This is a genomic window from Halioxenophilus sp. WMMB6 (assembly GCF_033283405.1).
Taxonomy (GTDB): domain Bacteria; phylum Pseudomonadota; class Gammaproteobacteria; order Pseudomonadales; family Cellvibrionaceae; genus Halioxenophilus.
The window spans coordinates 132,474-156,411 of sequence record NZ_JAWMQR010000003.1; the positions used below are offsets into that span (position 1 = coordinate 132,474).

Annotated in this window: 22 protein-coding genes; 3 read left to right on the plus strand and 19 right to left on the minus strand. The window is 55.2% G+C overall.

The features are described from left to right. Positions 1 to 62 precede the first annotated feature (62 nt). The 5 genes from SBL51_RS09575 to SBL51_RS09595 form a co-directional block, all read right to left on the minus strand. Positions 63 to 701, minus strand: coding sequence for a Vat family streptogramin A O-acetyltransferase (locus tag SBL51_RS09575; protein WP_317930699.1), 639 nt, complete (start codon positions 699 to 701; stop codon positions 63 to 65). An 87-nt stretch (positions 702 to 788) separates the two neighbouring features. Further along, positions 789 to 1,271, minus strand: coding sequence for an N-acetyltransferase (locus SBL51_RS09580; RefSeq protein ID WP_317930700.1), 483 nt, complete (start codon positions 1,269 to 1,271; stop codon positions 789 to 791). Positions 1,272 to 1,316: 45 nt separating this feature from the next. Beyond that, positions 1,317 to 2,075, minus strand: coding sequence for a type I methionyl aminopeptidase (gene map / locus SBL51_RS09585; protein WP_317930701.1), 759 nt, complete (start codon positions 2,073 to 2,075; stop codon positions 1,317 to 1,319). 218 nt (positions 2,076 to 2,293) lie between these two features. Beyond that, on the minus strand, positions 2,294 to 3,100 hold the full coding sequence (locus SBL51_RS09590) for a sulfite exporter TauE/SafE family protein (RefSeq protein WP_317930702.1): 807 nt from the start codon (positions 3,098 to 3,100) through the stop codon (positions 2,294 to 2,296). Positions 3,101 to 3,121: 21 nt separating this feature from the next. Further along, positions 3,122 to 4,033 carry an MBL fold metallo-hydrolase gene (locus tag SBL51_RS09595; protein ID WP_317930703.1) on the minus strand — a complete coding sequence of 304 codons (912 nt, stop codon included), beginning with the start codon at positions 4,031 to 4,033 and terminating at the stop codon, positions 3,122 to 3,124. A 1,006-nt stretch (positions 4,034 to 5,039) separates the two neighbouring features. Here SBL51_RS09595 and SBL51_RS09600 point away from each other — a divergent pair. Further along, positions 5,040 to 6,311: an NAD(P)/FAD-dependent oxidoreductase gene (locus SBL51_RS09600; protein ID WP_317930704.1), complete on the plus strand. Its 1,272-nt coding sequence runs from the start codon at positions 5,040 to 5,042 to the stop codon at positions 6,309 to 6,311. A 97-nt stretch (positions 6,312 to 6,408) separates the two neighbouring features. Here the strand turns inward: SBL51_RS09600 and SBL51_RS09605 are convergent, their stop codons facing one another. The 3 genes from SBL51_RS09605 to SBL51_RS09615 form a co-directional block, all read right to left on the minus strand. Continuing rightward, positions 6,409 to 6,984 (minus strand): hypothetical protein, encoded by a 576-nt coding sequence (locus SBL51_RS09605; RefSeq protein ID WP_317930705.1) that lies wholly within the window; start codon positions 6,982 to 6,984, stop codon positions 6,409 to 6,411. A gap of 330 nt (positions 6,985 to 7,314) precedes the next feature. Further along, entirely contained in the window at positions 7,315 to 8,259 is a 945-nt protein-coding gene (gene dmeF, locus SBL51_RS09610) for a CDF family Co(II)/Ni(II) efflux transporter DmeF (protein ID WP_317930706.1), read from the minus strand. 188 nt (positions 8,260 to 8,447) lie between these two features. After that, a complete protein-coding gene (locus SBL51_RS09615; protein WP_317930707.1) occupies positions 8,448 to 9,329 on the minus strand; it encodes a LysR family transcriptional regulator in 882 nt (293 codons plus the stop codon). A gap of 99 nt (positions 9,330 to 9,428) precedes the next feature. Between SBL51_RS09615 and SBL51_RS09620 the strand changes: the two genes are divergently transcribed. Next, the gene (locus SBL51_RS09620) at positions 9,429 to 10,406 is read left to right on the plus strand and encodes a zinc-binding dehydrogenase (protein ID WP_317930708.1); all 978 of its coding nucleotides are present in this window, start codon (positions 9,429 to 9,431) and stop codon (positions 10,404 to 10,406) included. A 105-nt stretch (positions 10,407 to 10,511) separates the two neighbouring features. On the opposite strand, the gene SBL51_RS09625 is transcribed toward SBL51_RS09620, so the two are convergent. From SBL51_RS09625 to SBL51_RS09640, 4 genes are all read right to left on the minus strand, one after another. Continuing rightward, positions 10,512 to 10,721, minus strand: coding sequence for a cold-shock protein (locus SBL51_RS09625; RefSeq protein ID WP_317930709.1), 210 nt, complete (start codon positions 10,719 to 10,721; stop codon positions 10,512 to 10,514). Positions 10,722 to 10,963: 242 nt separating this feature from the next. Further along, on the minus strand, positions 10,964 to 11,677 hold the full coding sequence (locus SBL51_RS09630; RefSeq protein WP_317930710.1) for a hypothetical protein: 714 nt from the start codon (positions 11,675 to 11,677) through the stop codon (positions 10,964 to 10,966). Positions 11,678 to 11,702: 25 nt separating this feature from the next. Then, a complete protein-coding gene (locus tag SBL51_RS09635) occupies positions 11,703 to 13,628 on the minus strand; it encodes a beta-propeller domain-containing protein (protein ID WP_317930711.1) in 1,926 nt (641 codons plus the stop codon). 178 nt (positions 13,629 to 13,806) lie between these two features. Then, on the minus strand, positions 13,807 to 14,091 hold the full coding sequence (locus tag SBL51_RS09640) for a tetratricopeptide repeat protein (protein ID WP_317931144.1): 285 nt from the start codon (positions 14,089 to 14,091) through the stop codon (positions 13,807 to 13,809). A gap of 341 nt (positions 14,092 to 14,432) precedes the next feature. Here SBL51_RS09640 and SBL51_RS09645 point away from each other — a divergent pair, with 341 nt between their 5' ends. Next, positions 14,433 to 17,882 (plus strand): hypothetical protein, encoded by a 3,450-nt coding sequence (locus SBL51_RS09645; protein WP_317930712.1) that lies wholly within the window; start codon positions 14,433 to 14,435, stop codon positions 17,880 to 17,882. A 230-nt stretch (positions 17,883 to 18,112) separates the two neighbouring features. Here SBL51_RS09645 and SBL51_RS09650 read toward each other — a convergent pair whose 3' ends face one another. The 7 genes from SBL51_RS09650 to SBL51_RS09680 all read right to left on the minus strand — a co-directional run bounded on the left by SBL51_RS09650 (position 18,113) and on the right by SBL51_RS09680 (position 23,898). After that, entirely contained in the window at positions 18,113 to 18,559 is a 447-nt protein-coding gene (locus SBL51_RS09650; RefSeq protein ID WP_317930713.1) for a hypothetical protein, read from the minus strand. Between the two features lie 24 nt (positions 18,560 to 18,583). Continuing rightward, a complete protein-coding gene (locus tag SBL51_RS09655) occupies positions 18,584 to 19,954 on the minus strand; it encodes an aromatic ring-hydroxylating dioxygenase subunit alpha (RefSeq protein WP_317930714.1) in 1,371 nt (456 codons plus the stop codon). Between the two features lie 176 nt (positions 19,955 to 20,130). Next, positions 20,131 to 20,976 carry a hypothetical protein gene (locus SBL51_RS09660; RefSeq protein WP_317930715.1) on the minus strand — a complete coding sequence of 282 codons (846 nt, stop codon included), beginning with the start codon at positions 20,974 to 20,976 and terminating at the stop codon, positions 20,131 to 20,133. A 52-nt stretch (positions 20,977 to 21,028) separates the two neighbouring features. After that, positions 21,029 to 21,433 (minus strand): GFA family protein, encoded by a 405-nt coding sequence (locus SBL51_RS09665; protein WP_317930716.1) that lies wholly within the window; start codon positions 21,431 to 21,433, stop codon positions 21,029 to 21,031. Next, positions 21,434 to 22,270 carry a DUF2059 domain-containing protein gene (locus SBL51_RS09670; protein WP_317930717.1) on the minus strand — a complete coding sequence of 279 codons (837 nt, stop codon included), beginning with the start codon at positions 22,268 to 22,270 and terminating at the stop codon, positions 21,434 to 21,436. 201 nt (positions 22,271 to 22,471) lie between these two features. After that, complete coding sequence (locus SBL51_RS09675) at positions 22,472 to 23,188, minus strand: sterol desaturase family protein (protein WP_317930718.1); 717 nt, start codon at positions 23,186 to 23,188, stop codon at positions 22,472 to 22,474. A 140-nt stretch (positions 23,189 to 23,328) separates the two neighbouring features. Beyond that, positions 23,329 to 23,898, minus strand: coding sequence for an HAD family acid phosphatase (locus SBL51_RS09680; protein ID WP_317930719.1), 570 nt, complete (start codon positions 23,896 to 23,898; stop codon positions 23,329 to 23,331). Positions 23,899 to 23,938: the final 40 nt, after the last annotated feature.

The window sequence follows — 23,938 nt, forward strand, 5'->3', positions numbered from 1 at the left end:
ATTGGTTGAATAGGTTGGTTAAACAGTTATTCTTTTTATTAGTGCCTATTGCCAAGGAACACCTATAACTCTTGCGCCGCACTCAAGGCAACCAGATCGGCACCAACGATCGCTGCCAGATTGCGGGTGATTTTCTCGGCACTCCAGTCCCACCAGGCGAGCGCCAACAGCGTGTTAACGGTTGCCTCATCGAAGCGTGGTTTGATCACCCGTGCCGGGTTACCACCGACGATACTGTAGGGCGGTACATCATCCACCACTACCGACTTGCTGGCAATGATCGCACCACTGCCCACCTTTACCCCCGGCATAATGGTGGCCTCGTAACCAATCCAGACATCGTGGCCAATTTCGGTATCGCCCTTGTAGGGCAGCTCACCCGCCTCGGGCATAACCCGCTGCCAACCATTGCCGAAGATTTGAAAGGGATAGGTAGAGAAACCAGAAAGCTTATGGTTGGCACCGTTCATTATGAATTTCACATCCTTGGCAATCGCGCAAAATTTGCCAATCACCAGCTTGTCGCCAATAAAGGGGAAGTGATAAAGCACATTGCCTTGGAAACGTTCTGGCCCTTCGGGGTCATCGTAGTAGGTGTAATCGCCGACGATAATATTTTCTGAGGTAATAAAATTTTTCAGGTAACCCACCTGGGGAAAGCCTGCCATCGGCGCGCGATTATTAGGGTCGGGTCCGTTCAAACAAACCTCCAAATTGCAGACAAAAATGAGGGGCGCAATTTACCCATTTAGAGAGGAAACCGCCCCCTGAAAAATGTTTAAAAGTGTTTACAACGTTTTATACATCACTAAGGCATCAACATAGCCCAGGGCGGGGTGATTAAACGCTTTTGGCAGACGGCCAACAGTGGCAAAGCCGAGCTGATTCCACAAACGCACCGCTCCCTCATTACTGGCCGCGACAAAATTAAACTGCATAGCCAGGTAGCCAAGTGTTTTGGCCAGCTGCTGCGAATGCTCACACATGGCCGTAGCCAAGCCCCTGCCTCTGGCCGCGGGCGCCACCATATAACCACAGTTGCAGACATGGCTACCCGGGCCGGCTTGATTGGTTTTTATATAGTAGGTACCCAGAATTTCACCCGCCTCCTCCACCACGAAGGTTTGACGCGGCAGCTCCAGCCACAGTCTATAGCCCTGCTCCTTGCTGGTGGTGGGTTCATAGGCGTAAGTTTCACCTGCGCTGACGATGGTTTGAAAAATTGGCCAGATAGCATCCCAATCCTGGGCGGTTGCGGGTCGAATGTTCATGCGAATATTTGCTGGTTACTCTGAATATTGGTGGCTGGGAAGGGTTTAGGCCGACGCCTGTGAAAGGGTCGCCACTATGGGTGCACCCCGGGTAATAATAACGGTGTGCTCGTATTGCGCCGACAAATTTCCCGGCGCACCCACCAATGTCCAACCATCCCTGGCCTCGGTCACGAAGCTGCTGCGCGTCGAGAGAAAAGGTTCTATCGCCACCACCTGGCCTAACTGCAATCGGCGTCGGTCGTATTTATCAAAAAAGCTGACGATATCGGTCGGCTCTTCATGCAGGCTGCGGCCGACGCCATGGCCGGCCAGGTTTTTAATCACCAGAAAGTGGTGCGCTTTGGCGGTACGCTCTACCGCACTGCCAATTTGGCTGATGGCGGCTCCCGCCCGCGCCACCTTCAGGGCATTGGTCAGGGCTTGCCGGGTCGCCTGGCAGAGACGCGCCTTGATGGGTGCCACCGGAGGTACCACCACCGAGCCACCGGTATCGGCAAAGTAGCCATTCAGCTCCGCCGAGACATCCACATTCACCAAGTCACCGGCGCGTATCACCCGCTTGCCAGGAATGCCATGCGCCGCTTCTTCGTTGATGCTGATGCAGGTGGCCCCGGGAAAGTCATACATCACCCGGGGTGCCGATTGGGCACCATGGCGGGCCAGCAATTCAGCACCGAGATTATCCAGCTCACCGGTGGTCATCCCCGGTTCAATAGCGTTCAACATGGCATCCCGCACCAGAGCAACAATGCGGCCGGCGGCCAGAATGCCATCAATATCCCGTTGATTTTCCACTGTCATAAGCTGAATCCCACTCTGTTAGGTACGCATTGTGCGTTAGAGGTTGAGGCTGAGGTTGAGGCTGGCGTCGGGGAGTGAGCGCATGGTACCTGAGCATACCGGCTGCGCAAACCAGAGAAGCAGAGCTCAGGGACGAACGACCAGTGCATAGACGAATAAGCCGGGGCAATGTTCAACGGCACCCGCCAATGGGGGAGATTAAACGGCACAACCGGCCGTTAAAACAGCATAGGCAAAAGGTATTTGTTAATCAGCATCAGAGCGGTAATGGTGGCCATTACCGAAAAGCCCAACTGCAGAACCCGGCCGGAGAGCAGCGGCGCCACCGCACGTCCAATCAAAAGGCCGATAACGGTACTGCCAATAAACCACCAGGCCTGGCCGGAGAGCCGGGCACCGGCCAGTAGTGCATTAATGACCGTCCCGGTGGAGATAAGTGTAATTACCGCCAGCGAGGTGGCAACAATGCTGTGCATCTTCAGGTTACTGAACTGGCGCACGCCGGGCACGATCAAAAAGCCACCGCCCACCCCCAGCAGACCACTGGAGAGGCCCGACAGGCCACCAATGGAGATAAACGTCGCCACACACTTTTTACTCAGCTGAAAGCGGCCGGTATCGGCCCGCACCAGGCAATTGGGCGTCAGTTCATCACCCAGCCCCTCACTGTTTTTCTGCCACGCCTGGCGAGCCATACGCACCGCAATAAACAGCAACAAGACACTGAACAGCAGGGTGAGAACTTCGGTGGGTAAGCGGTGAGAGAGATAGATGCCCAGCGGCGAACAGGCAATACCGGCCAGCGCCATAATGGCCGCCGCACGGTAGCGGACAATACCCATGCGCAGCCCGTGAATGGTCCCAATCAGCGAAGAGAGGCCCACGGCAATCAGCGCCACCGGTGCTGCCGCCTGCAGACTGAAGCCGAGGCCAAGCATCAGCGCCGGCACTGCCAGCACACCGCCACTGCCGGTTAAACCCAGCACAATACCAACGCCGATCCCAAGCACTATTTCTGTAACCACCGATAAGCCTCGCTAATTCAATTATTGGCCACAGCCACCGCTGAATAGATTCAATGGAATTTTCAGGTAGCTGGTGCCATTGTCATCCGCCGGTGGCAGATGGCCAGCGCGCATATTGATCTGCAATGACGGCAAAATCAGACGCGGCATGCCCAAGGTAATATCCCGAGCCTCGCGCATGGCCACAAACTCCGCTTCACTGCGGCCAGCGCCAACGTGAATATTGTGCGCCCGCTCTTCAGCCACGGTGGTCTCAAACAGTACCCCTCGCTCCTTGGGATAATCGTGGCACATAAACAGGCGGGTCGCCTCTGGCAGCGAGAAGAGACGCATAATCGATTGATAGAGCGTGCGCGCATTGCCGCCGGGAAAATCGGCACGGGCGGTACCGCCATCGGGCATAAACAGAGTATCGCCGACGAACACCGCATCCCCCAAAATATGCACCATGCAGGCCGGGGTATGGCCCGGCGTATGCCAAGCTTGGCAGACCATACCGCCGACGGTGTAGCTGTCGCCATCTTCAAACAGACAATCAAACTGGGAGCCATCACGTGCGAATTCCGTACCCGCGTTAAAGGCCTTGCCGAATAGCTCCTGCACCTGGGTAATTTTTGCCCCTATGCCCAACTTACCGCCCAACTGCTCTTGAATATAAGGCGCGGCCGAGAGGTGGTCGGCGTGGACGTGGGTTTCAATAATCCACTCCAGCTGTAACTGGTGGGCACGAATAAACTCGATAATGGCGTCTGCCCCGGTAAAGCCGGTGGTACCGGAGGCGTAGTCGAAATCCATTACCGAGTCGATCACGGCGCAGGCGTTGGAACCCGGATCTTTCACCACATAGGAGAAGGTGTTGGTGGCCTGATCAAAAAATGGGGTCACTTCAGGCCGAGTCGTTAAATCAATTTCGATTGGGGAAGTCGCTTCCACGTTTTAAAACCTCAACTATTTTTTTGCCGATTACCAAACCGGAATACTCGGGAATTCAACAGTCCCTGTTAACAACTTGCACACGCCCACACGGATAACCGGGCACAGGCAGCAATTTTGTTATCGCTACAACAGAGCAACTCAAGTGATCTGGCATTCCTGCTACAAGAAATATAGCAAACGGCTACATCGCTCTGGTCACTAATTGCCACGCTGAATATTAAACCGGGGCAACCGCAATCTCTGTGGCAGGCACCTCAGAATAATCCCTTTGACCAACCGATTTGCCTTTGATAGGCTAGACCATATTTCGTTTTATGCTAATTTAGTATAAAACAAATTACAAGAGTCTGTTAGACTGGCCAGCAATTGAAAATCGGCGCCTCGTGAGCAACCGTTATCTGCCTCTTCGGCAACCCTTTGTAAACCATAGATAAAAATAGATTGATAAAAATAGATTGATGAAAGTGGATAGCTGAAAGTAGCTAGCTAAAAATGGAGAGCTAAAAGCAGTGGGCATTAACTGGGTAAGAGCGATCTACTTGGTTGGGTAGGGAGGCGATTGAAAAGCCACCGGCAGCACCCATAGTGGCAGAGGCGCACCAAGTGCAGCGGGTAACAAGCTGTGGCGAAATTAGAATCAAATGCAAATAGGCTATTCAGCTGCGTGCTTTTTGGCCCTGATCAAATCGAGCCCCTTGCACCAATGCCAGACTGTGCGCTTGTACCTTCGCGAACTCCTAGCCTCGCAAATTAGTAGCCTTGCGAATTAGTAGCCTTGCGAATTAACAGCTTCACAAATAGCGTGTGCAGAATTAGCCAGTTAATGACTCACCAGGCTCGGGCCAGGCAGTAACTCAAGCCAAGCCGAAAAAAGAACAATAACAATAACAGTATTAAAAAATCAGAACACCAACAGCAGGTAATCCCAGTAGCGGTTTACCCGCTCAACTCCGGCAACTCCCGGCGGAGTGCCACATCCTAAAAACGACTAAAGGCAAGCACTATGAAAAAGATCGTTGTCATTGGCGCAGGTATTGGCGGACTCAGTGCTGCCTATGAGTTACGCGAAAAACTCGGTAAAAACGCCGCCATCACCGTGGTCTCCAACTCCCCTATTTTTCAATTTGTCCCCTCTAACCCCTGGGTGGCGGTTAACTGGCGCGATAGCAAAGAGATTTGTGTGGAAGTCGAAGCACCCCTGCGCAAGAAAAATATTGAGTTCAACGCCTCCGGCCTGAAAAAACTGGAGCCCGAAAACAAACGCCTGGAATTGGGCGACGGCAGTGAGCTCTCTTACGACTATTTAATATTGGCCACCGGCCCGCGCCTAGCCTTTGAAGAGATTCCAGGCCTGGGGCCTGAGGGACACACCCAATCCATCTGCCTGGTGGATCACGCCGAGCGCGCCCGGGAAGCCTGGGACAATTTTATTAAAAACCCCGGCCCGGTGGTGATTGGTGCGGCACAGGGGGCCTCCTGTTTTGGCCCGGCCTATGAGTTTGCCTTTATCGTCGATGCCGCCCTGCGCAAATTAAAAATTCGCGATAAAGTCCCCATGACCTACGTCAGCCCGGAGCCCTATGTCGGCCATATGGGCTTGGACGGTGTCGGCGACTCAAAGACCCTGCTGGAGAGTGAATTTCGCGAGCGCCACATTGATTGGATCGTCAACGCTAAAATTTCTGACATCAGCGAAGGTAAAATGGCGGTGGCCGAGTGCAACGACAGCGGCGAAGCCATTAAACAGCACAGCCTGGCATTCGACTTCTCCATGATTCTGCCACCGTTCACCGGCATAGACCCGCTGCGCGATATCGACGGCTTGGTCAACCCGCGCGGCTTTGTTGTGATCGACAAATACCAGCGCAACCCCAAATACCCGGAGATTTTTGCCGTTGGTGTGTGCGTGGCCATCGCCCCGCAAAAGCCCACTCCGGTCGCTACCGGCGTACCCAAAACCGGCTATATGATTGAATCCATGGTGGCCGCCACGGTGGAGAATATCGCCGCCGATATCGAAGGCAAACTACCCGAAGCCGAAGCCACCTGGAACGCTATCTGCCTGGCCGATATGGGCGATACCGGTATCGCCTTTGTCGCCATTCCGCAAATTCCACCGCGCAATGTTACCTGGGCGCGCAAAGGAAAATGGGTGCACATGGCGAAGATTGCCTTTGAAAAATACTTTATGCATAAAATCAAAACCGGCAATACGGCCCCACTTTATGAGCAGCAGATCTTTAAATTACTCGGCATCGACAAGCTGAAGAACTAACTTGGATCTGTCCCATTCCATCAGCCGGTCGCAGGCGGTCAAAGCGCCTGCGAGGCTAATTAAAATAGGTACCAGAGAATAATCAGGTAAAGCCAGGTTAAGGCAGCTCGTTAATAAACTGAGTCAAAATTTTATCGATGGCAGAACGGGTGGAATCCAGCGTTGCGCTCTTCATAGCAAAAGGCCCGGCACCCCACATCTGGCCACCCTTGGAAGAGCCCTCGGCACTGTAGCTTTTATTGAGCATCTCTTGGCCATCTTCCATTAACTTGATGGTCATCGAAACCTTAGCTCGGTAGTTGTCGAACTCGTAGCTATCCAAGGTGAACGCTATCAGGTTACCCTTATTGGCATCGGCCAGCTCGCCCTTCTCCAAACGATCAAAGGTCGACTGCACATAGGGGGCATTCAGGGTCTCATCCAAAATTTTGCCAAACTCAACAATCCATAAGTGCGCATAACCCACCGTTGCGGCCCGGAATTCATAGCGGTGGTTTTGGGTTTGGCCATCGATAATGTAGTTGGCATCCAGGTCGGCCGGTGGCAGGCTGCCCTCATTGCCATACTTGGCCAGATACTCAGGGTAACCCTCTGCCACCGGGTGGCTGATGGAACAACCCGACAAAGCCCCCACAAAAATCAGCGCAGCCAAAATTATTATATTATTGTTCATGATTCACCTGCTTGTTTGTTATTGGAATTATTAAATTTGAGCCACTCAAAGTAGCAAAATCGTCTGTACAACAGCAAGAATATTTTCGCGGTTAGCGTTATCGATGTGGGGAAAACCAGAAAGGGAAATGCACTCAAAAATGAGCGCAAAAGAGCGCAACAGGCGAGCAAAAAATAAGCAACCCCCACCCTAAACCGACTTACCCTGCCGCCCGAAAAAAAACATCCCGGTCAACAGCGGCGCCACGCAGGCGGGGTCAAAGCAAAAACAGGCCCAAGCTACCAATAATGGCAATAAGCCGTGGCGATAATTAATAACAGAAGAACCACGCTACTCGCCGCGGTGAACCTCCACCGCCACATGGACCAAATTGTCGCAGCAATCCAATCGGGTTTTATACTCCGCCGGGGATGAGGGTTGGTCGGCGACCACGGCAATTTGCGCGGAGTAGATCGCCGGGCCGATGGACCAGACATGCAGGTCTGTCACGCGGCTATCGCCATCTGCCTCAATGGCCTGGCGGATCATAGCTTGCAGTTCCACAGGCGCCTGGCGGTCCAGCAAGACCGCCGCCGTGCTGCCCAATAAGCCAAACGACCAACGGGCCACCAGCAGCGCACCCAACAACCCCATTACCGGGTCCATCCACAACCAGCCAAAATATTTAGCACACAGCAGTGCCGCAATCGCCAGCAGTGAGGTGAGTGCATCGGCCAGCACATGCAGATAGGCCGAGCGTAAATTGTGATCGTGGTGATGGTCGTCCTGGTCGTGGTCGTGGTCGTGGTCGTGGTCGTGGTCGTGGTCATGACTGTGGCCGTTAAAGCCCAAAATAAAAACACTGGCACCGTTCACCACCAGTCCAATCACCGCCACCACCAACGCCTGACCATAGGCGATAGCAACCGGGTTGATCAACCGCATACCACTTTCAAAGGCCATGTAGAGGGCAAACAGGGCCAGCAGTATGGCACCGGCAAAGCCGGCCAAGGAGTTCACCTTGCCGGTACCAAAACTGAAATCGCGGTTGTAGGCCTGGCGCCGGGCGTAGATGTAGGCAAAGGCGGAGATACTCAGCGCCACCGCGTGGGAGGCCATATGCAGGCCGTCGGCCAACAGTGCCATGGAGCCATAATGGATACCCGCCCAGACCTCCACCACCATCATGGTGGCGGTAATGACAATCACCACCAGAGTGCGCGACTCGCCAGGCCGCCGTTGGTCCTGTGCGAAGGTGTGGTCATGCTGCCAGGGTTTTGGGTTGTCGTTATCCACGGAGTAAAACGTCTCACAGTTGATTGGTGGTTAATGCTGCCGCTCTTTTAGCAGCGTGCTGGTTCGGGTTATTTTAGCAGCGCGCTGCTTCAGGCTATTTAAGACGATAGGGATACTACCCGAAAAGCCAGCCGCAGGTGGCCAGGCGGAAGTAAATTAATTTGGCCAACGGCAAACGGCCACCGTCATCACTCTTCCCCGGCCAATAGCTGCCAAAGGGTTTCTAGCAAGGCGCTCTTTTCCCGGCCACTCAAGCGTGCCACCACAATCTGCACGCGACTGCCACGGATAAAATCACCGGTCAGCTCCAGCAACTGGCCACTGGCCAACTCCCCTTCGATGAGGAAGCGTGGCATATGCCCCCAGGCGATCCCCTGCCGGATAATCTCCCGCTTGGTGTACTGATCACCCACCGTGATGCGGTGGGCATCCGGCAGCACAAAATAACTGGCTCCAGCCTCAACACCGGCCGAATCGCGAATCACACATTGGGTGTAGTCCTGCAGATCCGTATAACGCAGCGTTGACGTGAGCGGGCATTGCAAAAATCCCGCCGCCACCACCGGCACAATGGCCACCTCACACAAATCACGGTACTCATAGCGCGGGTCGGCCTTATCGATATGGTGAATAATCAGGTCGGCGTCACCGGCCAACAGCCGCTCGTTGGGCCCGCCGATGTTCTCAAACAGCAGGTTTAAGCGGGCGTGAGGGTAGCGCTCACTGAAGCGGCGCAGCCGCTCAAGCACCAGCGCCTGCGGCGTCACATCGCCAATCACAATATTGAGCTCTGCCGCCTCCTCCGCCGCCAGCGCCTGGCTGTACGCCTCCAGCGACTTCATCTCCTCTAGCAATGCTTGTGCGCGTTGATAGAAAAGACGCCCCGCTTCCGTCAGCCGGCTGCGATAACCACTGCGGTCGAACAAGGGGAAGCCCAGGTCGCTCTCCAATTTTTTGAGGCTGGTGATCACACTCGGGTGGGTTTTGTGCAAATGCTCCGCCCCTGCCTGAATACTGCCATGGCGGATTACCGCCTCGAGGGTTAACAACTGCTGTAGGGAGATGGCCATTTATGTTCCTATTTCCTACATAGATTGTTCGAATAATGTACTTTTACGCTACATTAGGTGCGCATAGGCTGCAACCTCCATCGACCAGAGGAGTCAGCCATGAGAGCAATAGTGAGAAAAGCGTTTGGCGGAACAGACCAGCTCGCCATTATCGAAGTTGCAGATCCCAAACCGGCCAGCGGCGAGGTGCTAATCCGCGTGAAAGCCTTTGGCCTCAACCGCGCCGAGATCTACATGCGCAGAGGGTTGTGGGGCGAGGTCGCCGCCATCAGCGGTATTGAGTGTATCGGTGAAGTGGTGCGCGACCCATCCCATCGCCTGCCCGCCGGCCAGGTGGTGGCGGCCGTCATGGGCGGTATGGGCCGCAGCCGCAATGGCAGTTACGCCGAACTGGTTACGGCACCGGCCAGCAATATCTTCGCGCTAACCAGCAACCTGCCCTGGCCGGAGCTGGCCGCCATTCCGGAATCCTACGCCACCGCCTGGTGCTGCCTGTGGCAAAACCTGCAGCTGCAGGCCGGGGGTAGGCTGCTGATTCGCGGTGGCACCTCTGCCCTGGGCCAGGCCGCCATCAACCTTGCCCGCCAGCTGCCCGAGGTGACCCTGCTGGCCACCACCCGCCAGCCACACCAGGTCAGCCGCCTGCAAGCCTTGGGCTGCGACCAGGTACTGCTGGAAAGCGACTCCCTGCACAGCCAGGTTCGGGATCTCTACCCCAGTGGCGTCGACGCCGTGTTGGATATCATCGGCAACCGCACCCTGCTCGACTCCCTACACATGGCCAAAAAAGGGGGCTATGTCTGTAACGCCGGGTTTCTGGGCGGTGGCGACCCCATCCCCTTCAACCCGCTCAGCGATATGCCTTCTGGAGTGAATCTCAACTTTTTTGGCAGCTTTATGCTGGGCAGCGCCGACTACCCGCTATCGGCAATCCCCATGCAGGCCATAATCGAGGGATCAGCCAACGGGCACTACCACAACCAACCGGCCGCCGTATTTGCTTTTGAGCAGATCGCCAGCGCCCAGCAATTGATGGAGAGTAATCAGGCAGGGGGGAAAATTGTGGTGCAGATATAGCTCGCCCGCGCCAATCCAAACTGGCGAATTTTAGCGGGCATAATTAGCGGGCATAAAAAAAGGCAAGCCCATGGCTTGCCTTTTTTGTGCAGAGATCGGTAACGCTTACAGCGGCACGATTTCTTCGGCCTGTGGGCCTTTTTTACCTTGAGTTACGATGAACTCAACTTTTTGGCCTTCGGCCAGAGTTTTAAAGCCGGAGCTGACAATCGCGCTGAAGTGAGCGAAAACGTCTGGGCCGGACTCTTGAGCGATAAAACCAAAACCTTTGGATTCATTGAACCACTTAACGGTACCGGTAACTTTGTTAGACATAGTAACTATCCTGTAGATAAAAATTGATTGCCTGTCGGGGCGGGAATAGCAAAAGAATTATTAGTCTGAAATTTTGTAACTACAGGACGAAGAACGAAGGGTACTACGCTTGAAGTGTTTAAAAATTAGGCTAAGGTTCTAGCTGCTGGAACAGTATAGCCCACCCGATTGGATGTCAACTATTTTTTTAAGGTCAATCCATTGCCATGAAAGCGGGCCGGCCGAGTAGAAACGACGGGCGATCACTGGCCTGCCGCCGCCAGCGTTGGCACCAGAGCCATAAACTTAACCACCTCGCCCGCCACCTGGCCAAGCGCTTTGGCCAAAGCCTCCAACTCCGCTTTCTTAATGGTCTCATTAAAGTTGGTATCGGCCTGGGTTTTGGTGGCGACAAAATCCTCCGAGGCAACCACCGATTTCACTATCACGCCGGAACGAATATCCAGCAGCACCGCCTCTACGCTGCAGTAGGATTTGCTCTCGCTGGGGCTGATAAAGCGATACTTTTGATAAGAGTGGCATTCACTGCGGTAGGCAAGCAGCAGATCAGCCTGAAAGCGCGCCGCCGCTTCCCGTAACGCCGGTAGGTTTCGCTTTTCCGGCACCAACATCGCCGGCAGAAAAGAGGCGTCGTAGACCCGGGGAGAGGCTCTTAACTGGGTAATCAGGTTGGTGACCAGGGAGTCGTTCAGCTGTGTGAAGTCATTGGAGTAGAAACGCCAGTAGTTATCCCCGCTCAATTTCAGTATGGCGATACGATTCTGTTGCGGCAGAGTCAGGCGGTAGCTGAGCAACTCTGCAATTTTCTGGTCTTCGTTGGCCAGCAGTGGCCCATCCAGCAATCCACCCTCACCCGCCGCCGGCTCCTGATAATAACTGGCAGGCCGCTCTATGGAACTGACACTGGAACAGGCCGACAGCAGCACACACCCCAGCAGTAAAAGGAGTTTTTTCATTGTTCATCCCTAAGCAATGTTATGGTTAATGGAGCCGGTAATCGATGCGCTGTAACTCGCGCACTTCCCCCTGAAAGAAGTCGCCCTGAATCAGTTCATAGCCGCTTAAGCCATAAACCTTACCCCGCAGAAAAAACGGACGGCTGTTGCCATACCAGTCAACACAGGAGACCACACAATCTTCAGCCACAGGTTCCGGTGCCTGCTGCGAGTGAAAAGCACCGGCTGGTGACAACCGGTGGTGGCGGTCCACAGCCACAAAATAGAGGTCGGCGGCCTCCGCATCTTCGCTATAGTCATCGGCCTCTTGCCAGCTGCTGCTCGGCCGGGTGGTAAAACCAAAAAGCGCCCCGCCCTCTAACAAACGGGTGGCATTAAAGGCGTGGCTGCGATACTCGTCCTCCATCACACCGGTAAATTGGAAGTCACTCAAAATGCGGGGGTTCGAATCGAGGGAGACGATGGAGCCGAGCAGGTTCTCCTGGTCGTCGTAACCCAGCACCAGCAGGGAGTCATCGACAAATTCCAAACGGCTGCTGGTATGGCCGGTAAAGAGTTCCAGCGCCTGTTGCTTATGAATATTGTGCAGCGTCAGCACAAAGCTGTTGCTGTCGAGAAAGCCGCCGCTGTAATTAGCCTGGCCCAGGGCCAACCAATCGCCAACAAAACGGCTGTTCAGCCAGTCGTCATCGTGATAACCGGCCACCCTTACCGGTGGCGGCTGGCTGTCAGTATTACCAAAATCCGCGCGCGCCAGGTTGTAGAGGAAAATACCGGACAACTCATCATCGCTGCCATCCCGGCGGGTAAGCAGGTGGATACGGTCGCCCTCCTCCAGGAAGGAGAATTGATTAATGGGTGTGCCGTTAATTGGCTGATTAGTCAGGCTGAAGGAGTCCAGATCAATCCGATAGAGGTCGTAGACAAATGTGTTCGGGTCATCCTCAATGTAGTAATCGAACTCGGCATCGATTAAAAACTCTTGGCGCAGCGACTGGCTGGCCAGGTAGATGGACTGCGTGGTGACATAACTGGTCACTTCGTATTGGCCGGTGATCACCCCCACCGCCGAGCACAACTCCAGCTGGCTGGCCAACGGGCATTTAACAAACACCTGCACCACCGGGTGCAGTGAAGACTCTCTCGGTTTGTAGATCTGCTGGGCCGTAAGCAAGCTCTGCCAGCGAATCGGCTGCTCCGGTGAGTCGGGCAGCAGGCCCATGCGGGCAAACTGCAGAGGCCCGCTGCTACCCTGGTAAAAGAGATCATCCAAGGCCATGGGAAAGTTAAAGATCAGCTCGCCATCGACGATGCGGGTGGCGTAGTTTTCAGACGAGAAGTAGTCACCGGCGGCAATCACATAGCTGTTGTCGTGACTGAAATGGCCATCGTCCGAGAGGCTCAATATATTGAGCTCCACCGTGCCCTCGCCGATTACCCCATCGTAGGCGTAACCGATCACCACCAGCTGGTTTTGGTAGACCAACAGCTCATCGATCCACGCCTGGTGCTGCCAGCCTGGCTTCAACACAGAGATAGCATCCACCGCCTGCAGCGTGTCGCCACTGTAGCGCACCGAGAAGAGCTGACCCTGGCGCAAGATCACCAGGTAGTCGCCAATCACCTTAACAATATCGCCCTCATCCACCCCCGCTTCCTGGTTATTGGTAATCTCCGGGTTGGCTTCCCGGCGGCGGGCGGTCACCACAATCGCCTCCAGGCAGAGCCCTTCCCCCGCCTCACAGGCCGGTTTGCCATACTTCTTCTGATTCACCGCCCGGCGTACAAGCTGGATCTCATCATAGTAGCGGGTTAATTCAGCATCGGATTCAAACTTGCCGTCGCCGATATTTTCCAGCCGGTTGAGTGCCTGGTGGGCTTGATAGGAGGAGACCGAGCAGCCGGTGGCCGCCAACAGCGTGAGACTCAAAATTATTATTCGGGTGATCATCTTGGGGGCACAGATAGCCTGTTATTATTATTTGGAATGAATAGGCCGGCGATAGTACCACGCCCCGGGCTAAATACAGAAAGGTTGTCACTATTGGTCAAATACACCAGGGTCTTGGCCAGCCCGCCTCAGCCACACCCCAAACCGCCACCAGCTAGGGCGGCCCCCAACCGCAGCACTACTGCTCAGCCCCACCACGCAACCGCTTTATATACTCCAACTCTTGCAGGGCGATGCTATCGTTGTGATTGATCGCCAAACACTCCCGGTACTTGGCTTCGGCCTTATCCAATTGGCCGATTTCAATCAGTACATAACCCTGGCCACGCTTGGCCCGAGCCAGCTCATCCGCTTTTAGTGCCTCCGGTGAGAAGGTGTCCGCCGCCTCTTCGGCCTGCTCAAACAGATCCAACGCCATGGACCAGCGCTTTTGCGATTGGTAAAGATTACCCAGCTCCGACAGCTACATGGCGTTCACCGGTGCCATGGCCAGCGCCTGATTCAGTAGCGCTTCGGCCTGCTCTATCTGATCAATCTCCACCGCGGCATAGGCCTGCAGATAGAATGCCCATCAAAAAAACAGTGGCGTCGGACAGTCACGCTTTTGACAGAAGAACGGTATTGACTAACGCCAGTTCCCCAACAGTTGTTCAAAAACATATATAGCAACGCCGCCTATATGCTTCTTTATTATGAGTTTTCAGGCGCCTTGTGAAAAACTGTTACAGCCTTGCGGCTTGGATGTGACCTGATTGGCGGTTAAGCTTTTTTCCGACCCAGCATAAATATCGAGCGGAGAGGGATATGGCCGAGATCTGTCGAGTCGCCTCCAATACGAGAGGCCTGTCTGCACTGGCGGTCAGCCTTCTGTTCATCCTGCTTTCTGCCTGTGGCGGCGGTGGTAGCAGTGGTGGGGGAGGCAGCGGCGATGGCGGCGATCCGATCGATAGCGTGACGGCGGATTTCGATAGCACAGGCGGTAAACTCAGCAGCAGCGATGGCGGCCTGACCCTAATCGTGCCTGAGGGCGCATTGGACACAGACACTACAATCACCATTAAGCCCATCAGCCCTGAAGATCTGCCGGCCGAATTTGCTGGCCTGGGTATCACGCAAGCTTATGAACTCGGCCCATCCGGGCTGCAGTTTAATACCCCGGTCACCGTGCGCTTCCCCGTTATTGATGATGATATCGATCCGGCCAATCTGCAGGGCGTGATCGGCCTTAACCTGTATACCTCCAGTGACGGGCAGCTGGAGATCCTTGCTGATGTTACCCTGGAATTGGATGAGATTGGCGATACTGCCACTCTGACGGGCGGCTTGTCGCATTTCTCACCGGTGGCACTGGGCTCGCGCTCGTTATTTGATGGCGCTTTGGTTGAAGGGGTGCCTCATGTTGTTAATGTGAGAGAAGATTTCACAGTCAAGGTGCGCCTGTTACACGGTGTTGATTCCACCCTGTCGGCGGAACATGTTTTCTATCTCGAAAGAATCGACGCCTCGGGCATTTGGTTGACTGACGACAGTCTGGATCAATTCGCAGAACTCCAGGGCTTACCCGGCGAACTGGCTCTTCCCTTTTTCGAGTTACTGGCAGGCGAAGAGAAGAATGAGGAGCAGGATGTCAGTTACTTTTGTACGTCTCACGGAATTTTTCAATTCAATGCGAGAATGGCTTACTTTAACGTGGAAGGTAATGCGCTTAAACCGCAGGTGAATGCAATTGAATTTTTCCAAAGAATATTGTGTAAATCGGCAGAAGTGACTATGGGTGAGGTACGGCTGGTTGCTAAATCTGCGCTTCCGTCAGAGCCTCCGGCGCAATGGCTATTCAGTGCGGTAGCAAACACGGTCAAAGCCAACGTCGGTGATACTTTTACTATTATCCTGCAGGAGAATGGTCCTTTTGGTGTGACCGATGCGGACACCTATGTGATCGATTTTGTCGATACTGTTCCCAGTGTATTGTCAGCACCTGCGCTCAGTAAACCAGCAACGCTGAGCGGTACTACTGACGTTAATTTTGCATTTGGCGGACGGGAGCCGCTGATGAATTTCGAGTTTTCGGGAAGCGTTAACGCCCAGCGTATAGACTTTACCTGCGAAACCACAGGGGCCACCCAGTTGGCGTTTGAACTTGAGGTATATGACCAACTCCCGACACCGACTGAGGACTTTGTCGCTCGGGAAGCCCTGCTGGTCAACGTCAGTTGTGGTGAGGATCACTCATCCGTACCGGATGACAGCGATGGCGACGGCTTTGGCGCCAGCGAGGATTACTGCCTGAACGAAGCGGGCGCCTACAACGGTTGCCCCATTGTTGAGAGTAATGGCGAACTCACCCAATACTGTGCCAGTGAAACCCGCTGTGATACCGGTGTCGACAATGGCTCTTGTTCGGACTGTGCGGTAACCGGTGGCGATGGTTGGGCTAGCATCTGTGATGCGGATAGTACTTGCAGTTATCGCAACGACAGTGTGCGGGAATGCAGCGGTGGTTGTAGCCTGGAAACCGATGGCGTGCAGGCCAGTTGCGCTGATGGAGCCGTGTGCAGTGTCGATTCATCGTTGTTTAGCTGTGAATCCGATGCTAACGGCGAGGGTTGCGCTATCAGCCTTAACAACGGTGAAACCCTGGGCTGCCCAACACCGGGCGTAGCCTGCACGCTGCTTGCGTCGAAAATCGTAAGTGATTTAACGGTGGAGGCAGCCAGCAACAAATTCACCATCCGAGCGCTCAGCGAAGGTGGCGACAGCGAGTTTCAATTCGACTGGACGTATAACGATAGCCAATTCCCACGGGTTGCCATGGGCGACTTCCCGATTACCACCCAAAATGGCGTTGGGACCAGCGAGCTGCAGCTGGTCACGGCCGATGCCGCTGACCAGTTTATAGTGTGGGAGACTCCGGTAATTCCCTTTGAATTAAGCTCGGTTCAGTGCGTGCCCTCCGAGCCGGTGAGCTTGGCAACAGACCTTGCCTTGACCACCGGCGCCGGTGAGACCGTCTGCAGTTTTCTCAACCTGAGTTCGGAACCACCGCCAAGTGGTGTGTTCTCCGGTCCTGATAGTGCCATAGGGGTGGAGGAGTGTTCGTTGGTGGATGGCAATGCCTTCGGCTTGAATAGTACTGAACCGCTGATTGCCTGCGGCGGCGCGACGCGCACTGTGATTTTCAATCCGCTCACCGGTACGGTTCCGTATGCACAAAGTCAGCGCCTCAGTTTCGATAACAGCCCGACCCAGACCTATGGTGCGGTGGTATGGCTGGACCCGCAACTGCCGGGAGAGGATCTGCTCTACTCCTTCGGCGGCAATGGCTCACTCACCCGCACCTTCGACGTGAATAGTGGCGTGATGGGGGGAATCATCGCTGACTTTGCGAATACCACCCAGATGGTCCATCTCGGTGGAGATCCGGCGGCGGATACCCTGCTGCGGGTGGAGAACAGCGTCAATCGCATTGATGCGTTAGTGCCCAACGTCAATGCCGGTTCCGGCTGGCAGTTCCGCGACATCATCGAAGTGGAAAACCTGCAGGACCTGAATAACCCTGCGGTTTCCGCATTCGCGTTCAGTCTCGGTAATCTTGAATGCTTTAATCCCTGCCTCAACGGGACCAATATGCCAACCGGTTGCAGTGACCAGATCGATGCGGTGCTGTCAGGCAATTCCGCCTGTGCTACCGATTGGGGGCCAAGTTGTGTCACCACTTATAGTGAAAGTAACGGCAATTTCTGCGACCTACCGGCAGAGCAGCGCCAAGTGAATTTCGGCGGCATGGTGATCGGTGTGACCGGTGGCAGCCCCAGCCAATTGTTCCTGGCTGATCCCGCTTATACGTTCTTCGGCCGTGCACAGGTGATCGGTAGCACAGGTAATGAAGCGCGCCGGGTAAGTTGCGTCGCCACAATTTGCGGGGTGACCAACTATGCCTCAAACACGCTGAGCATCGTGCAATGGGACGGTTTGCAGAATGCCACCATTGTCGACACCGTGACAGTAGGCGCCGGACCAATCGGCCTGTCATTGCGTGAGATCAACGGCAATGTGCAGATACTCACTACGGGAGAACAGGCAAACAACTACACGCTTACCGAAGTCGATGCGTCAGGGACTGTGTTGAGTTCCACTACAACACCGGTACCCTCAGGTTGTGAAGCTCCCAGCGGAATATTGTGGTTGCCCGATTCCGACAGCGCGGTGATCAGTTGTACCGGCAGCGACGCCTATGCCGTAATTCAACCCTGAGTCGTAGCTGCCGGCAGAGTCGTGTGCAATGAGGCGGCGACGTCCGCTCGCGCCCTGCCGGCATTTCCCACCTACGTAAAAATGGGCCGGATTGATGGCGGCGTATCTTTTTCGTCGGCTTTATACAAGCCGCATCGTGTCGTTATTGTTATAGCTTTTGAAAGTGGTGAAGGTCCTAATCAACCGGCCAGGCAATGTAAATTAATCGGGCCACCCGCCAAGGCGCTCGGCTAGCGCCCCTTTTCCCCCAGAATTAACACATTGGCGTTGTCCTGGGCCTGCTGCATATAAACCCGCAGCGCGGTGACCTTTTCGTTCTCATCAAACTCATAAACCGACATGGTGTAGATCACATTCTCCCCCTGGGCGCGGGTGATGGTCTCTTCCAGCTCCTGAAAAACCACATTTTCCACCACGTGCATAAACCGCACTTTACCGCGCCAGGTAGAGCTGCCGGAAAACTGCAGGTATTTTTCCAGGCACAGGGGCCAGTCGGCCTCATCTTTATAAATACCGGTGCGCTTGAATTTGTCCACCGCCACCAGCTCGCTGATCGCATCGAAATCGTTGGTGGTAATCGGCCGCTGCTGGGCCAGTTCGCACACCCCCTGGTAGAGATCCGCCCACCGGCGCACGATGGCCACCAAGCGCTCGGCTTTGGTTTTCGATTCACTCATTACACAGCTCGCTTGTTTTATTGATTAATTAACATCGGTAGTGCCGGCGGCATTCGCCATATAGCCATCCAACACCTGATGGAAACGGGCCACGTTGACCTCTTCACGCACCAGGCGCACTTTTTTTAAGGCCAGGTTGCTCAACCCCTCCTGCTGGCGCTGCATCTGATCGTAATCCTGTTGCAGCGCTAAAAAGTAGGGATAGCTGCCCGGCTCCTGCACCTCCAGTAATTGGGCGCGCTGGCCGGCGCGCTCGGCTTCGGGCAGCCATTTGTAGGCGGTTACATGCCACAGGCAGCGGCCGGCATCGCCACTGGGGTGGGGCATAGGCAGAATGGTGGTCATCTCGCCGGCGCGGATGGTGGCAAAAAAATTGGGGAAGAAGTACCAGGCCTGGTTATCACTCATCTGGTCGTCGGTGAGGCCGCTCACATCCATACCCCGGGCGGTGAGGCTTGCCCGGGTGGCCTGTTGCAAAATGCCGCGCACCGTTACCCCCTCGGGCAACAGCAACTCTCCCTGGCCATTGCGATAGCTGGCAATACTCTGCTCAAACAGCGGCAACACCTCGCGCACACTGGGGAAGGTGGCGGTGAGTGAACGAATGCCCTCCACCTGCTGCTCCAGGCTGCACTCATCCAGGTTTTTCACCTCAAACGGCCGCACCACCATGCGATGGTCGCCGTAAAAGCCGTGGCGGCTGGCCCCGGCCTCCACCCCGGTCACACTCAGCAACTCCGGGTGCACACCAATAATGTGGTAGCCCTCCGAGAAGGCATCCATCACCACTTTCCAGTTGCAGTTAAGCGCCTCTTTGACATCCATGCCCACCGGCACCATCTCCTCCAAGCGATAAGGGGCCAGCAACTCGGCGACATCGGCGCCGATAAAATCGAGCAGCGGCATGGCGTTGGAGTCGGGGTTTAGAAAGATAAAACCGGCAAAGCAATCCACCGGCACCGGCAGCAGGCCGAGTTTGGATTTATCAATCGGCCCCACCAGGTCTGGCCGGGCAACGCCCACCAAGCGGCCATCCAAACCATAGGACCAGAGGTGGTAGGGGCAGGTGAAGCGGGCCGAGTTGCCCTTGCCTTGGCAGAGTTTGTTTCCCCGGTGGCGGCAGGCATTAACAAAGCCGCGCAGCTCGCCATCGGCGCCGCGCACAATAATGTAGCTTTGGTTAAACAGCCGGTGCTCTTTCCAATCCCCCGCCTTGGGCAGCTCGTCGACCCGGCCCACCACCTGCCAGGTTTGCAGCCACACGGCGTTGCGTTCACGCTCGGCGTAGGCCTGGCAGTGGTAGCGGTCGGTAGAGAGTTCAAAATTGAGGGAGTCGAAATCGAGCTCGCCAAAACGGCGGGTTTTGCTTTTCCAGTCGCGGGTAGATGCGCTCACACCAAATACCTCAGTCGTTATTATTATCGTTTTGGGTAGTGGTGAAGATGCTAATCAACCGGCCAGGCAATGTAAATTAATCGGCCCGGGGTACTGAGCTGGGTGCTTAGGCTTGCGCAGAAAAACGTAAGAATGTTGGCTTTTTGAAAGTGGCAGGCCGAGTAGTCAGTCCTCAGCTACTGGTCGCTGGCCTGCACCGCCAGAATATAGCGCGCCAAGGCCTGTACCAGCAGCGCGTATCGCTGAGCGTTCATATCGCCCCGGGCCGGCGTTACCCAGTTGGCGTTGACCTCCAGTTGCAGCGCCGGCACACCCAGGCCGGCGGCAAATTTGGTGACCGTCTCGCGCTTTTCGGCCGCAAAATAGTTTTGCGAAATGGCGTTGATCCCCTCCCCCTTTAACGCGCTAATCAGTTGCTCCAGCAAGGCCGCATCGCCCAACAACGACTGTCCGTGCAGCGTGCCAATATCGATATCGTAGGCGCGGTAGGGGTGGCTGCCGTGAATATCCAACAGCAGTGTGGGTTGTTGCTTGGCAATCAGCTCGGCCAGGGCCTGTTTGTATTCATTCGCATCGTAGTAGTTTGGGTCGGATGGCCCTTCGTAGGTGGTGTAGATCACCGTCGCCCCGGTGAGTGCGGCCACCGCTTTGGCCAGGGCGGCGGTGCCGGCACCATCGGCAAAGCGGCGTTTGCCCTCGCGCAATGGACGGGTGGCATGGGGGGCGGAGATCACCACCGGCAGCGGCCCCTCAACCACCTGAAACCAACGCGTATCCGCCGGTAGCGGCAACCCCTCACGGCCATTGAGGCTCTGCTCAAACTCGATGGAGGAGGCCACACAGCGGATATCAACCAGGGCCCGCTCTGGCTCGGTCAACGCCGCCAGGCATTCAATATCGGGCAGCGTTTCGCCGATTGGTTGATTAACGGATGGCTGATTAACGGCCGGTTGAATAGCGGACTGAAAGCCACAGCCAGATAACAAAATTAACAAGCCGAACAGCGCCGATAACCTGTACATCACTATTGAATGACTCCCCATAACCCCAAATACCGACCTAGTGTTAGCCACACTACTCGGGAAAGCCCTCAATCTTATTGGCAGCAATACCCTCTTCATACCAATCGGCCCGCTCGTGCCAAAAGAGTTGGTCCTGGGGCGCTATCGCCACCGGCTCATTCAGGCTGCCCGCCGGAATTACCAACGACTGGCCACTCTTGGAAACATAGGGCACCGGCGAGCCACAGTCACCACAAAAAGCACTGCTGATGGCCCGGCCCGGCACATCGTAGCGACGAATCAACGCTTCGCCCGATAACCAGTGGATATTATTGATGTTGGTAAACAGGTTGGCCGCATGCGCCGAACCCGTGGTCTTTTGGCACTGTTCGCAGTGGCACAGATGAAAGCTGCTGAACTCGCGCTCGCACTCAAAGGTAACAGCGACACACAGGCAGCTGCCGGAAATCTTGCTCATCTATATCTCCTTGGCGTTACTGTTTTTCACTATGGTGCCGAGCTCAGTGGCCCAGCTGCCAACCGCTTTTTCAATACCCTTAAGCAAACCAGCCATGGCCGCCGCATTAAATTTTTTGGCGGCGGGGGTATTAAGAAAGGCCTCGTATTTCGCCAGGCTGGTGTCATCAATCGGCTGATAGGTGTAAACGAAGGAGGCAGCCATCATCTGCTCGATGTTGGGCCGCATCTGCGCCTGGGCCGCCGCAATTTGTGCCCGGTAGCCATCCAGATTCAACGCTTGCCCCGGCGCCATGGCCGACATCATGGCCGCATAAACCGCCACACCACTCACCTCCTGCATCTGCATGGTTAAATCGGTTGCCCCCAGCAGTTTGTCCAAACGCATCGCGAAATCCACCCGCTTGCGGTCAGAGAGCAGCTGCCGGCCATTGGCCATTATCTGTTGGTAGGCCTCAGCGGTGGAGGCGTTCTCCTCGGCGGTGGTGATGGCTCTGCCCGTCTCCGACTGGTACCAGGTTAACAGCGACTGTAGTTCGGACTCACTCACCGCACTGGCCACCGCCTGGCGCACATCCGCCATAATAACGGCGGGTAATATAGTTTTGGAGACACTCTCGGTTATTAACGAAAGTTCACGCTCGGGAATATCCGCCCCCTGCTGAGCCCCCTGCATCACACCGGCCTCAATTAAACCTGGAAACTCATTCACCTGTTTGGTGAGGCCAGAGAGCAACAGCACCCGCTCTATGTCCGCCTCTGGCGTGGCGGCAACCTGGAATGAGCAGACGAGGCCGATCAACGCGGCCAACAAAAATTGCACCCTTGGAGCATTCATAAATAGTCCTTCTATTTTGTTTAATATTGGCTTGCCAGCGCACGCCAGCGGCAAGATAGAGTCACGCTTAATGACGATGGCCAGCGAATACAACGGACGAATCGCCAGGCCTGGCCATCAAATTTCAGCAACAACCCGGGCCGCACCACGCTACGCGCTGGTCATAAATTGCCGGCGGTTAGTATGCCCAGCACAGGTTGCTTATTTATTAACATTTTTATAAAAGAGCATGGCTGGCAGCCGCTCCTCCCGCTCTGGGGTAAAACCGCACTCCCCTCGCCATTCGGCGGGATTTTCATAGGTACCAAATAACCAATCCCACCAGACAATATCGCCATAATTATTTTTGTGGCGGTTAGCCTGGTGGTGTATTCGGTGCATCTCCGGCCGCTGAAAGATAAACCCGACCCAGCGCGGCGTTTTGATATTGGTGTGGTAAAAGAACTCTCCCACGGCGGTACAGAAGGTGTAGATGGCCCCCGCCTCCAGCGAAAGCCCCAGCAAGGTATACACCAACAGGCTGCCAATAATAGAGTTGACCACCATCTCCCCCGGGTGCTTGTAAAAGGAGGTGATCACCTCCAAACGCCGGGGGCTGTGGTGAATTTGATGAAAGGCCAGCCAGAGAAAATCGGATTCATGGCGCCAGCGGTGCCACCAGTAGAAGACAAAGGTGGCCATAAAATAGGCAAGACCGCCACCCAATATCGGGGAGAGCGATTCAGAGAGATGCAACAGCGACCAGGAGGAGAGCCAGCGCTCCCAGGTAAGCCCCGCCAGCAGCACCACGCCCAACTGCACCAGATTCACCAGCAACACCCGCACCGGCCAGGTTTTCACCTTGGGTAACGGCCACCCCGCAAACAGGCGCTCGATCACAAAGCAGCCGACAAAGATAATTAAAATTTCAATCAACATGCTCCATCCCTGGTTTTAGGTTTACCCCTGCTTTTAAACGTTTAGGCCCGCCCTGTTAGCGGCTTAGCCATTGCGCTGCTACTAATACCCCAAAAGATAAGGCGCCAGCAATCAACTTCGTCGGTCATTTGGCCAACCAACTACGGCCGCAACAGCGCAACAATGCTCTCCAGCTGCTCGGCCCAACTGCTGTAACAGGCTACCCAACCACCCGGCTGGCACTCCGCCTGCCCCACCCGCTTCAGGGCAAAGATCCGGCGCTTATCGATACCGGCGCCACCATAGGCAACAAAATCGGTACTGGAGTCACCGTAGGCGGCGACAAAATGCCAACCCTTGGCCGCGTATTGCTGCAACACCCGCTGCTTGAAGGCGGCGTGATCACTACGGTCGGCGCGGGATTGGGTTAAATGAATACTCCCCTCAGGAAAGCCATTGGCTTTTAACCACTTGGGAATACCCGATTGCAACAGCGGCGTGCGGGCACTGAGGTAAACGATTTTATAACCCGCCTGCGCATAAAGCTGCGCGGCCTGCGCGGCATCTTCCCGGGCAGAGTAAATCGCAATCGGCTTTGGTGTTAACGTGCCGTCAATATCAAACACCACCGCCTGGTCTGGCATTAATGGGGCGCCCTGAATGTCGTAGGAGGGTTGTGAACAGCCTGCTACGAAGATAACGCTAATCAGTGCAAAAATTTGTCGAATCAATTTTTTATTCCATTTTAGGCTTGCCACTAGCGAGCAAATC